This is a genomic window from Psychrobacter sp. DAB_AL32B, from assembly GCF_002224105.1.
GTDB lineage: Bacteria > Pseudomonadota > Gammaproteobacteria > Pseudomonadales > Moraxellaceae > Psychrobacter.
In genome coordinates, this window is the sequence record NZ_NEXU01000056.1 from 1 (window position 1) to 13,383 (window position 13,383).

At 42.5% G+C, this 13,383-nt stretch carries 10 protein-coding genes and 2 pseudogenes; 9 read left to right on the top strand and 3 right to left on the bottom strand.

Annotation, left to right across the window (positions count from 1 at the left end; translation table 11 throughout):
• Positions 1-426: 426 nt before the first annotated feature.
• The 9 genes and pseudogenes from dnaQ to CAN34_RS06450 all read left to right on the top strand — a co-directional run.
• Positions 427-1,197 (top strand): annotated as a pseudogene (gene dnaQ / locus CAN34_RS06410) (DNA polymerase III subunit epsilon); the annotation flags it as partial.
• Positions 1,198-1,345: 148 nt separating this feature from the next.
• Positions 1,346-3,028 (top strand): hypothetical protein, encoded by a 1,683-nt coding sequence (locus CAN34_RS06415; RefSeq protein WP_089554950.1) that lies wholly within the window; start codon positions 1,346-1,348, stop codon positions 3,026-3,028.
• Positions 3,029-3,096: 68 nt separating this feature from the next.
• Complete coding sequence (gene nudC / locus CAN34_RS06420) at positions 3,097-4,134, top strand: NAD(+) diphosphatase (protein ID WP_089554951.1); 1,038 nt, start codon at positions 3,097-3,099, stop codon at positions 4,132-4,134.
• A 92-nt stretch (positions 4,135-4,226) separates the two neighbouring features.
• On the top strand, positions 4,227-5,138 hold the full coding sequence (locus tag CAN34_RS06425; RefSeq protein WP_089554952.1) for an RnfABCDGE type electron transport complex subunit B: 912 nt from the start codon (positions 4,227-4,229) through the stop codon (positions 5,136-5,138).
• Between the two features lie 92 nt (positions 5,139-5,230).
• A complete protein-coding gene (nth, locus tag CAN34_RS06430; protein ID WP_089554953.1) occupies positions 5,231-5,926 on the top strand; it encodes an endonuclease III in 696 nt (231 codons plus the stop codon).
• Positions 5,927-5,974: 48 nt separating this feature from the next.
• Positions 5,975-6,562, top strand: a complete 588-nt coding sequence (locus CAN34_RS06435) for a DJ-1/PfpI family protein (protein ID WP_089554954.1) — start codon at positions 5,975-5,977, stop codon at positions 6,560-6,562.
• A 144-nt stretch (positions 6,563-6,706) separates the two neighbouring features.
• Positions 6,707-7,873, top strand: coding sequence for a methionine adenosyltransferase (gene metK, locus CAN34_RS06440; RefSeq protein ID WP_089554955.1), 1,167 nt, complete (start codon positions 6,707-6,709; stop codon positions 7,871-7,873).
• A gap of 195 nt (positions 7,874-8,068) precedes the next feature.
• Entirely contained in the window at positions 8,069-8,365 is a 297-nt protein-coding gene (locus CAN34_RS06445; RefSeq protein WP_079693040.1) for a DUF3144 domain-containing protein, read from the top strand.
• 241 nt (positions 8,366-8,606) lie between these two features.
• Positions 8,607-8,972, top strand: coding sequence for a hypothetical protein (locus CAN34_RS06450; protein ID WP_089554956.1), 366 nt, complete (start codon positions 8,607-8,609; stop codon positions 8,970-8,972).
• Positions 8,973-9,084: 112 nt separating this feature from the next.
• Here the strand turns inward: CAN34_RS06450 and CAN34_RS06455 are convergent, their stop codons facing one another.
• The 3 genes and pseudogenes from CAN34_RS06455 to CAN34_RS06470 form a co-directional block, all read right to left on the bottom strand.
• Positions 9,085-10,740, bottom strand: coding sequence for a BCCT family transporter (locus tag CAN34_RS06455; RefSeq protein ID WP_089554957.1), 1,656 nt, complete (start codon positions 10,738-10,740; stop codon positions 9,085-9,087).
• A 385-nt stretch (positions 10,741-11,125) separates the two neighbouring features.
• Positions 11,126-12,379 carry a PQQ-dependent sugar dehydrogenase gene (locus CAN34_RS06465; protein ID WP_089554959.1) on the bottom strand — a complete coding sequence of 418 codons (1,254 nt, stop codon included), beginning with the start codon at positions 12,377-12,379 and terminating at the stop codon, positions 11,126-11,128.
• Between the two features lie 172 nt (positions 12,380-12,551).
• A pseudogene (locus tag CAN34_RS06470) lies at positions 12,552-13,383 on the bottom strand (AAA family ATPase); the annotation flags it as partial.

The window sequence follows — 13,383 nt, forward strand, 5'->3', positions numbered from 1 at the left end:
AAATTAAAAAAAAAAAAAAAAAAATATAACAATAAAAAAAAAGAGAAAACAAAGTGTCTGATAAAAAGCCAGCCACGAGCGATGACTGGCTAAAGTTGTGATCCATTAGGTTTTGATATGATGGATGACGAGCTTGATGAAGAACTATCAGATGATCATATGGTGGAAAGTCAGATATTAGAAAAACAGACGTTAGAAAGCCAGATATCGGAAAGTCATATACTGGACAATTATGGTAATGATAAAAACCATGTCGATGATATGATGTATAGAAGCGATATAGTAGAAGCAAATCGCTATCAGGATAATGCTAGCAAACCAACGACTACCACAGATATACCGGAAGCGCAGACCTTTATGACTGATACCACGATTAACGCTAATATACCAAATATATATACTGATATAGAAGCTACTATAGATACTGAAACGCCAAAATTCGATGGCGATACTAGCCGTGCCAATCCACATTTTAAACCGCTACTACCTCAGCCTATCAATCGTCATGAATCTGACCGCCAACTCATCATGGATACTGAAACCACAGGTCTTGATCCGTTAAAGGGCGATCGCATTGTCGAAGTCGGTATTGTAGAGATGGTCGGGCGTAAGTTTACCGGCGAAAAGTTACACGTCTATATCAATCCACAGCGCGGTATGGATGAAGAAGTTATTCGGATTCACGGTATCTCTGAAGCGTTTTTAACCGACAAACCAACCTTTGATCAAGTCGCTCAGTCGCTCTATGACTTTATGGACGGTGCAGAGGTCATCGCTCATAACGCCACGTTTGATATGAATTTCCTAAATATGGAATTTGCTAAAGTTGGCATGCATGACTTTGCCGAGCGGGTAAAAGTGACTGACTCGCTGGTAATGGCCAAGCAGCAATATCCTGGGCAAAAAAACACCCTAGACGCTCTCGTGCGTCGTTTAGATGTTGGTAAGCAAGACCGTACTTTTCACGGGGCATTACTAGATTCAGAGATTTTAGCTGAAGTTTATCTGGCGATGACCGGCGGACAGGTCACATTGGCAATTGAGGAAGACACTCAAGCAGACGGCGGACACACTGCCCATGCCAGCTTTGCCAATTTGGCTGCTTTATTGCTTGAGTCGAGTACCGATGAGAGCGCCAATCAAAGCTGGTATGCTACGCTCGCAGAAGACTATACTGAGCTAAAAGCCAAAATGTAACAGTGATTAAAATAGCTTCTTAAATTGGCCGTTAGGGGATATAGTCTCGATTATTATAACAATAAGCGTTAAAGCCTTAGCCATATACTTTTTTAATTTATCCTCTAAATGATTGCCATTTTCGTCAGTATTTTATGGAAAAATAAATATGAATAAATCTAACCAAATGAAATTAACCGCACCAACGCTGAGTGTGACTGACTTTAATCTACCATCACTCCATTTATTGCACGATGAGATTAATGTCATATTAAAAGACACTGAGATCCATTTGGGCGAATTTACTGACGACAATAGCCAAGCGCCTTTATTGTTAGACTCTATTATTGTGCTAAAACAGCTGTCTTGTATTTTTCAGCTGATTTCTTTGGCTGGTGCAGAAGCGCTCAACACAGCGATTATACAGGGGCTGCAACAACTTTATGATAGTGGTGATAATAACAATATCGCCTTGATTATGGATTTGTCAGAAGCCATCATGACGCTTGATCGTTATGTTGAATTTGTGCTGCTGACGGAGTCGGTAGAGCCGACTTTATTATTACCTATTATTAATAAGCTCAATGCCCACAGCCAAATTGCACCTATCGATGCAGAGTATTTTGCTATTTTCGGCAACAGTAGTGTCATTATTGCCAATCCTGAACAGAATTTCCAGCCGCTTAATGAGCTAAATATTGATAGTGAATTATTAACTTATGCATATCGTAGTGGTCTTGGCGTCGCTTTGATTAATCGAGACGGTAATCTGAGCCAAGATGATCAGCAAAAACTGGATGCAATGGCAGCCGCCTGTGCTTTGATAGCAGCAAACAGTAGTAGTCTGTTTTGGCAGGCAGCAGCAACTGCGGTCACTGATATTGCAACTATCTTGCCTCTTAACTTGAGCCAAAAACACACGCTCATTTATTTAGAACAGCAGTTCCAAAGCTACTTGCCTGTGATGGATACGCGTTTTGCAGATTTGGTCAGTTTTGCGTGCCAACGTGATACCGAAGAAGCAAAAATCCTGCGTGAGCAATATGCTGCTAACCAACTAGAAGATCCGCAACGTAAACAGATGGCGCGCTTCTTATTCGGTCCTAACCGCGCACTCACCGACACTTTGAATACAATCATTCAGACTCAAATCAATACTATCAAAGAAAACGTCGATAGCTACGCGCGTGGTGATTCGATCAATCCAGTTGATATGCAAACCTCTCAAATCATTGAAGAGCTGACCACGTTGAGCTCATCATTACATCTGCTGGTTCTATCAAATGCTGCCAACAGCCTTACTAAAGCGGCAGAAGCGGTAACTAAATGGCGTACGCCTTCTCCAGAAGATTTTGACCACTTACTCTTGGCATTGATGCATGCTGAAAACGCCACTATTGCGATGGCAGAGATGCATACACCAGGGGCAATTTATCTGCCTTTGAATAATCCGCATATCTCATTGCACCAACTCAATACTGCCTATGATACGTTAACACAAGAAAGTCGTACCGCGATTGCCAGTGCGGAGCAAGCCATCAATGACTATCTCGCTGAACCTGAGCGCGATGTACTGAATATTCAAAACATTCCTGAGATGATGCGCCAAGTGGCCGGTGCGGTGCGCTTTTTGCAGCTGCCAACGCCTGCTAGTATGCTCAGCCAATTGGCGAGCTATTTGCAGCACCGTATCAATAGTGGAACCCGTATCGATGATGACACATTAGCTTATATCGCTGATGTTATGATGGCAGTAGATCATCATTTAGATGGTTTTGAAAACCATCGCCCAGTCAGTAAGCAAGCACTTGATGTTGGGCAACACAGCTTGAGCCAGTTACTTGCTGCTTAATAAATTACTTTAATAGGCTCATATCTAAGCTGATATGAGCCGTCTTTGACCGTTCGGAAACTTGCCTTATGTCAAGCGCCTTTATACTTAATGACGAAACCGTTTTGTGTCGTCAGACGCCTAGTGGCTGGTGGCCTTTGCAGGTTCAGTTGCCTCAATCAGATAACCAGACAGAGTCAAGCGCTAGCGACTATCAGCAAGCTTATCAAATTGGACAGGTAGCGCTATTTGAAAGCTTAGCGCCAAGCCACTGGCTACCTAGTGACGCTACAGATAGTCTAAATGAAGCCAATGAAAATGTTGACTCTAATGCCATAACCGCTCAAGCAGCCAGCGCGATTACTTATGACTATGCAATAGCACATAATATTACCTTGCCTATTATTTTAGAAAGCAATACTTTAGAAAACAGTAATTTAGAATCTAGAACTTTAGAAACCGATAATTTAGAAAATAGTAGTTTTGAGAGTAACGCTAACGCTTTTGTGCCTTATCGACAGCTTATCACCCAACTGCCTATGGCATTGTCTGATCAGCTTAGCCAAGCCATACAGTTGTTACGTTGGCAAGCAGATACGCAGTTTTGTAGTCGCTGCGCGGCGCCAGTTGTTCATGCCAAACGGGATGATCGCGCCATGGTCTGTCAAGTTTGTAGATTGCGGCAGTATCCGCGTGTGCAACCCTGCATCATTACTGCCATTACCCGACCTAATCCGCAAACCGGTGAAATGCAAATTTTATTAGCCCATCATCATCGTTATGGTCAGCAAAAAACAGCGCTACAATCACTACAATACGGTTTAATTGCAGGTTTTGTAGAAGTCGGTGAAAGTCTAGAGCATGCGGTGGTACGTGAAGTGGCAGAAGAGGTGGGTATTAGTTTATCTGATATTCACTATGTAAGCAGTCAGCCATGGCCATTTCCGTCCAATTTAATGCTTGGTTTTCGAGCGTCGTATGCGGGTGGTGACATTGTTATACAAGAAGATGAGCTCTCACACGCCGACTTTTTTGACCTCTCAGATTTGCCAAAAATACCGTCGAAAGGCAGTATTGCTTATGAGCTGATTGCGCAAATTGCCCACGAGCAAGGGTTATCGCTTTAATCTCTAGCATCAAAGTATGATTGATAAATGTCGCCATCGTCTTATTTATTCTAATGTCAGTACTTAGCACTGATATGAAGGTTTTGAATTACATGCAAAGTAATACCAGTGAAAGTAGCACCAATATCCGCTTAATCAATTTGCCTATCTTGTTCGATACGTTGAACATACGAATTTTGCCTGCCAGTATACAAGCAAAGATTGCGCGCATTGACGCTTGTCTACCGCAGACACAGTGCGGTCTTTGCGACCATGCAGATGGCTGCTTACCTTATGCAGCCGCTATCGTATTAAATGATGAAGCGTACAATAAATGTGTGCCAGGTGGTCAACCAGTTACTGATGCTATCGCGCAAATTATCAATCAAGAAGACCTTGCATACAATCCAGATGATTTGCATAGCTTAAATAACAACGCAAAAGATGATACAGTTTTTAATACGCTAGCGCTTAGCGCTAAACCTTCAAAATGGCCAATAGATGCCATCTCGCAGCGCCCTGTTGAAGTGCGCGCTGTTATTCGCGAAGACGATTGTATCGGCTGTACCAAATGTATTCCTGCCTGTCCAGTCGATGCCATCGTCGGTACTGGTAAGCACATGCATACTATTTTTACTGATTTGTGCACCGGCTGTGAGCTATGTATCGCGCCCTGTCCTGTCGATTGCATTGATTTGGTCACCATTGAGCGCACGCTTTCGATAGCTGAGCGTACATTTGAACAAGAGGATTTGCGCCAGCGCTATCATACCCATTTAAAACGCGTCAGTGAGCAGCTTGCGGATAGCAGCAATAGCAAACCCGTGGTCAGCATGGTAGAGGCTAAGTTGAATAATGCTGCCAGTCAGTCGTTAAACATCAGTGAAGAGCAAGCGAAAAACACCATTGCCGCCGCCAAGCTACGCAGCAAAATTAAAAAGCTAGAAAAGCAGCTTAGTGTGCGCCCAAATGAGAACAAACAAGCAGAGCTTGACGTCTTACAAGCAGAGCTTTTAGATCTTTAATAGTAGATAAATATTTTATTCGATAATATTTCTATAAAATTACCTACATATACTCTTGCGGCATTAATAATGAAAACTATAGTAAAAAAACTATGAGTAAAACCGTCAAACATAAAACTGCTGATACCCCACCATCGAGGCGGATGCCCAATCGTGACGTGCGCCCATTTTTTGAAAAATTGGCAGCGACGATTGACGAGCCAGTCACTGAGCTCAACTATGGCAGTAATTTTGAGCTGCTTATCGCGGTGATTTTATCGGCACAGGCAACCGACGTGAGCGTCAATATTGCCACTCGCAAGTTATATCCGCTGGCGAACACACCTGAGTCCATTTTGGCATTAGGTGAGGAAGGACTTAAAGCATATATTAAAAATATCGGCCTATATAATGCCAAAGCTAAAAACGTTATCAAAACCTGCCGTGATTTGATCGAGAAGTTTGATAGCACCGTACCTGACAATCGCAAAGACTTAGAATCACTGGCTGGCGTTGGGCGCAAGACCGCTAATGTGGTCTTAAATACAGCCTTTGGACAGCCAACGATGGCCGTCGACACCCACATCTTCCGAGTAGGTAATCGCACTGGTCTCGCCACTGGTAAAAACGTATTAATCGTCGAAAAAAAACTGGTCGAACGCATCCCAGATGACTTTATCGTTGATGCGCATCATTATCTGATTTTGCATGGGCGCTATACTTGTCAAGCACGCACACCGAAATGTGGCGCTTGTCCTGTCTATGAAGAATGTATGTTTAAGGATAAAGCAGCGTTTTTAGAAATTTAAAGGTTTTTAAACGTTATCTTTCTAAATACCTTAACTTAAGGAAGCAGGATGCAAACCCTTACTGCTCTAGTATTTGATGATTTTGAAACATTAGATTTATTTGGACCCATTGAGATATTCGGCAGTCTGCCTGAATATTTTCGTATTCAGTTTGCGTCAATCAAGGGTGGTATTGTTTATAACCATCATGGGGTTGCTTTGCAAACGATTGCATTAGCAGAGCTAGAATATCAGACTCATATATTATTAGTGGTCGGTGGTAAAGGGACTCGCCCACTAATAAATGATAGCCACTTTTTGCAGACACTTGCTATGCTTGCTGATAGCGCTGACTGGGTGCTGAGCGTCTGTACTGGCAGTGCGTTATTAGCGAAGGCTGGCATCTTAAAGAATAAGCAAGCAACTTCTAACAAACGGGCGTGGCAATGGGTAACTGAACAGGCCACTGAGGTTCATTGGGTAAAGCAAGCACGTTGGGTTGTAGACGGCAAGTTTTATACCTCTTCAGGCGTCAGTGCTGGAATGGATATGGCGCTCGGCTTTATTGCTGACAGACAAGGTCGCGATAGCGCACAAGAAGTTGCTGATTATATAGAATATCGTTGGCAAGAAGATAGCCAGCTTGATGATTTTTAGCAAAGATAGCTGACACTAGAGTTTTACCTCAATTCACGTTAAAATGTCATAATTTTTTGATTCAATTTTGCCTCTTATTTTCCGTTAACATTTAATAATGACTGAGTTTATAGATTACAGTCCTTGCAACTAAGCGATCCTATTATGCGCGAATACAACTTATTTACCTCAGAATCTGTGAGCGAAGGTCATCCTGATAAAATGGCTGACCAAATCTCAGATGCTATCCTTGATGCTATTTTGCGTGAAGATATTCATGCGCGTGTGGCGTGTGAGACACTAGTCAAAACTGGCGCAGTAGTATTGGCTGGTGAAATATCAACGACCGCCAACATCGACTTTGAACGTATTGTACGTGATACGGTCAACGGTATTGGCTATCATCATTCAGACTTAGGTTTTGATGGCGAGACTTGCGCCGTGATCAACATGCTTGGCAAGCAATCCCCTGAGATTGCCCAAGGTGTCGATCGCAGTGATCCTGAAGAGCAAGGTGCAGGTGACCAAGGCTTAATGTTTGGTTATGCCAGTAATGAGACTGAAGTATTAATGCCAGCTCCTATCGAATATGCCCACCGTCTCATGCAGCGTCAGTCAGAGTTGCGCCGTGCTGGTGAATTACCGTGGTTACGTCCAGATGCCAAAGCGCAAGTGACCCTAAAATATGACGGCAATCGTCCTATTGCTATTGATGCCGTGGTGCTGTCGACTCAACATGACCCAAGTATCTCACAAGCAGATCTGCAAGAAGCGGTAATGGAATCTATTATTAAGCAAGTATTGCCAGCGGATCTATTGCATGCCGGTACGCGCTACCATATTAATCCAACTGGCAAGTTCGTCATTGGTGGTCCGGTCGGTGATGCAGGTCTTACCGGTCGCAAGATTATCGTTGATACTTATGGCGGTATGGCGCGTCATGGTGGCGGCGCATTCAGTGGTAAAGATCCTTCCAAGGTTGATCGTAGTGCGGCTTACGCGGTACGTTATGTCGCCAAGAATCTAGTTGCCGCCGGCATTGCTGATCGCTGTGAAGTCCAAATAAGCTATGCAATTGGCGTTGCTGAACCAACCTCTATTTCGATCAATACTTTCGGTACCAACAAGATTAGCAACGACGAAATCATTCGCTTGATCCGTAAACATTTTGACTTGCGCCCTTATGGCATTACGCGCATGCTTAATTTATTACAGCCGATGTATCAGCAAACAGCTAGTTTTGGACACTTTGGTCGCCAAGGTTCTGAAACGGCCTTTACGTGGGAAAAAACAGACAAAGCCGACATTTTAAAAGCAGATGCAGGTTTATAAAACTTGCATTAAATGCTCTATTATTTTAGCCAGTTTTTAAACTGTCATAATAAATTTAAATTTACCTACCATTATTAGGACTCGCTTATGTCTCAAGACAATATTCAAGACGGTATTCAAAGCAACACCCAAGACAATACTCAAAACGACGCTCAAAACAATAATATTGATGCAAGCCTTGAAATCACCCCTGAAATGCAGGCGTTTTATCAACGTGCGGATGCCATCATCGGTGTTGCAAACAGTCAGTTGGGTTCTGATGCCCACTCAGGACAAGTAGGTGCATCACTACTCTATGCAGCAGCACGTTATAGCGCCTCTGTTGCCTCTATTGGCTTTGTAAAGGGTGATGACTTTGCCAAAGAAAAAGACGATATCGTTGAGTTCTATGTCAAACAATACCGTCAAATGCTTAGCGACAACTTGACAGATTACGCACAAAATTTCGATAAATATGTGCAGATCAATCAAGACGATAAGCCTGCTAAATAAGACTCTTGTTAAATAAAACCACAGTATTTAGCTGAATTTCCTAAAGTGAAAAATAGTTTTATAATAATAAAATTTAAACCCAAGCTTAACGTTAAGCTTGGGTTTTTTGTTGACGATGATTCAGTGGCTGACTGCTGATAAATAAGCTACTATAAATTTAGACCACTTTATGACTGATATGGTTGAAGTTAACTGTCGATAACAGGACGTTATCGAATGCTATCTATAAGGAAATATTATTATGAAGCATTTATACAAATCACAGCTTTCATCGCTATCATGCTTATCATTATTAGGGTTATCAGTGACCATAGCCTTAGCCGGCTGTAATAACATCCAAAGCATCGATGCGCCTGATACCTCCCCTATTCATACTACTGAGTATAACAAAGACCAAAGTCAGGCGGCGAATCAAGGATCTATCAACAACCCTTTTACCAAGTGCCCGCCTTATAATCCTGAACAAACGATGTGTACGGCGCAATACGATCCTGTTTGTGTGACCGTAAAGAATCGATCAGGAGTCAGCTATCGTACTGCGGGCAACTCATGCTCAGCGTGTGGCACAACTGTGGCAGTCGGTTACGTTAAAGGACAATGCTCATAGCTTTACGTAGACGTCCTTTAGTAAAATAAACTAGGTAGCGCACATACATGGAAAAAGCCCCAGCTTCATCATAAGCTGGGGCTTTTCTATTCAACGATAGGCTAATAAATACCTATTCAGTCGGTTTTTCAATATCAGGCGGGCCTGTGAGTAAGTCTTCATCGCGGAATTCATTAGCTGAATTATGCTCTGCTGACTCTTCAGTAATAAACCATTGCTGGTTGCGGTACAAAATCAAGCGATCTCGACTTAAGCCACGCAGTAATGAATACAGCATAATCAGTATAACAACCGCAAAGGGAAAGCCTGAGACAATGGAAGCTGCTTGTAAGGCGCCTAATCCACCAGCTGCCAATAATACCGCAGCGATAACGCCTTCAGTACCGGCCCAGAATAAACGCTGAATCTTTGGTGGATTGGCATCGCCACCTGAAGTCAACATATCAATAACAAAGCTGGCTGAATCTGATGACGTCACAAACCACAGCACAATCATGACAATAATCAGTAAGGTTGCCGCTTTAGCAAATGGATAAAACTCCATTAATTTAAAGATAGCACTACCATAATCAGCCTTCACTGCTTCGATAAGACCTGGACTTGCTAGACTAGGATCAGCCGCAGCCATCAACTCCATGTGCACCGCCGAGCCACCAAACGCTGTAAACCATAGAAATAAAATAGTAATGGGAATAAGTAGTACACCCAATATAAACTCGCGAATGGTACGACCACGAGAAATACGCGCGATAAATACCCCAACGAATGGCGACCAACTAATCCACCATGCCCAATAGAAAATCGTCCAAGAAGACTGCCAGTTTTCTTCGCCAGCATATGACTCCGTCCAAAGACCTAATGGAATCACTTGATGTATATAGTTACCGATGTTTTCTACAAAACTGTTTACGATAAACTGGGTCGGCCCTAAGATAATAACAAAGCTTAGCAGTACAATGGTCAGGAAAATATTGATATCGCTTAAGCGCTTGATACCTTTGTCCAAGCCCATCATCAGTGACAGACCGGCAAGCATAGTGATAAAGGCTATCAAAATAATCTGTACGGTAATGTTATTAGGAATACCGAATAACGTGTCAAGACCAGAGTTAATTTGCAATACCCCAAGACCCAAAGTCGTTACTACCCCAAACATCGTACCGAATACCGCTAAAGTATCAACCGTATGACCCCATGGACCATAGATTTTTTTACCAATCAAAGGATATAACGTCGATCGAATCGCCAATGGCAAACCGCGGCGATAGTGAAAGTAGGCCAATGACAGCGCAACCATGCCATAGATGGCCCATACATGCAGACCATAATGTAAGAACGAGATATTCATCGCTTGCTTGGCAGCAGCAATCGTCCCAGGCTCACCTAGCGGCGGTGCCATAAAATGCTGTAGCGGCTCAGCAGTACCCCAATAGAGTAATCCAATACCGATACCGGCTGAGAACAACATACCAATCCAAGAAATCAGATTGTATTCAGGCTTTTCTGTCTGGTATCCAAGCCTGATATCACCGTATTTACTAAATATTAAGTAAACACTCATTACTAAGGCTAGATTGACGACGACAATAAAGAACCAGCCAAAGCGTACAGAAATAAACGCCTTTGCTTGGCCAAATACCTCATTTGCAAGTTCATTAAAAAAAGCACCGAAAATAATAAACGCGACAATTAAAATTGCCGAGGATAAAAACACTGGCTTACTAACGCGAGGAAAAGGGCCCAATCGGCCAACTTTTACATGATCCATTTAGTCATCTCAATTTTTTTGGGTGTCCACCTTAACAAGATATGTACGAACTATCAAATCGCAGCAGTCACCTCTTTATCATAAAAATTAATGTCACTAAAGAAACCAAGTGACTGAGTATTTTGATTTAAACATTGTTTATCTTTTTTAGGTAATATTAATGATAAGTAAACATATGATTATATTAATAAAAACATACTTTAAAACTGATAAATTTTATTTAAAAAAACAATATAGCGCTACTGGTTTTGATTTTTCGGAGCATCTGAAGTGTAAAGCGCATAGTAAGCGACGAAAAATTAAATCTCTTGATACATGGCTATTCATCCATCTATTAATATACCAATTCCATATTGTACTGGTTATACGTCGTGCTATTTTTAGTTTATTTAGGTAATAATCGTAAAAGCCTCCCCTCAGCACCATCCTCTAACACCCACACCTCTCCATTCACAACCAGCACACTACGAATGCGTTCGCCCATATCGTAGCGATAACGCTCAGATGCCGTGTTATTTTCATCAAAATTAACCACAATGAGCGCCTTCGATGACAAACCGCTGATAAGGGCATTCCCTTGCCACGCTGGAAAATCATTATATTTACCAGAGGAATAGATACTCATTGATGAAGGCGATATTACCGGTGTCCAAGTAATGGCGGGCGCTGCAAATTCGGGGCGGGTATCGTGGTCGGGAATATCTGTACCCGTGTAGTTACGCCCATTGGACACCAGCGGCCAGCCATAATTCTTGCCTTTTTCAATAAGATTAAACTCATCGCCACCTCGTGGCCCCATTTCATGCGCCCAAAATTTGCCACTATCATCGAACGCCATACCCAATACATTGCGATGACCGATTGTCCAAAACTGAGCGGCGATATCATTGTTTTTATTCATAAATGGATTATCGGCTGGCACAGTACCATCAGGATTTAATCTAATGATTTTACCCAAGTTGACACTCATATCTTGCGCTGGGGTTTTTTCTTGCCGCTCACCTGAACTGATATATAAATATTGCCCATTAGGTGAGAACAGCAATCGATGACTATAATGCCCTTGCCCTTTAACTTTTGGGGTCTGCTGCCAAATTGGGGTAATTTGTTGCAAGCTTGGCTCATTAGTATGCAAACCTGAAAGCTGAGCTCGAATGACTTTGGCACCAAACTTATTACTTTCATTGCCTGTACCCGCTTCTACGTAGCTAATATATACGTTATTAGAAGTGGCAAAATCTGGCGCAATGATAATATCTCCAAGACCGCCCTGTCCGCCATAAGCTACTTTGGGCACGCCAGCAACTGCTGTCTTAACGCCAGTCGCCGTATCAACTATAAATAACTCACCTGTCTTTTGCGTTACTAGTAGTTTTGGCGGCTTACCATCAACTTTTGGTAGTGCAGTCATTGCCCAAGGCTCATTAAAAGTAGCGATTGCCTTAGTAGTAAAAGCAGGTTTATCGATATTTTCTTGCCTATCAGCGGTAGAGGTCTGCGCTTCTTTATATTCCGCAAGATCTGCATTGGTATTGACTGCTGAAGGATTGGAGCAAGCCGAGGCGCTAAACAACAGAGCAGTTACGATGATAGGTAAGGCTAAAAATACATTGATGCTTTTGGTTTTTATTATTATCATTTTTTATCTCCATAGATCTTGTATTCATATTATTAGAGCTTAGGTCAGTTATAACATAGTAAAAATATTAAAACGGTAAAATAATGATTGAGTATCAAACAAAAACCCCTTATTTGCTCATGGCAAATAAGGGGTTTAATGTAACGTTCAAAACGACCGTTAAAGTTTGCTATTAGCTCATTCTAAGCTTATCAAAGGTCAACTTATCATCAGCACCGACATCGATTTTGATGATATCACCAGCGACAAAATCACCCGCTAGTAGCTTCAATGACAATGGGTTTTCGATCTCTTGCTGAATGGCGCGTTTTAACGGACGCGCGCCATACACAGGGTCGTAACCAACTGCCACCAGCTTGTTCATGGCATCTGCTGATAGCTCGATATCCATCTCACGCTCATATAAACGCTGACGCAAGCGATTCAATTGAATCTCAGCGATACCCGCCATCTGCGACATACCAAGTGGATGGAAGACCACAATTTCATCAATACGGTTAACGAATTCTGGGCGGAAATGTTGTCCAACCGAATCCATTACTTCCGCTTTGATATCTTCATAGCTCTCACCAACCATTTCTTGGATTTTATGCGAACCCAAATTACTGGTCATAATGATGACGGTGTTTTTAAAGTCAACCACACGGCCCTGTGAATCTGTCAAGCGCCCATCGTCCAATACTTGCAGCAAGATATTAAACACATCAGGATGCGCTTTTTCGACTTCATCAAACAAAATTACACTATAAGGCTTGCGGCGTACAGCCTCAGTCAAAGCGCCGCCTTCTTCATAACCGACGTAACCTGGAGGCGCGCCCACCAAACGACTGACACTGTGCTTCTCCATGTACTCACTCATATCGATACGTACGATGGCATCTTCACTATCGAACAAGAAGTTCGCCAGTGATTTGGTCAACTCCGTTTTACCGACACCCGTTGGGCCTAAAACTAGGAACAGAGCATGAAGGACGATGCGGATCAGAAAAGCCAGACCGACTACG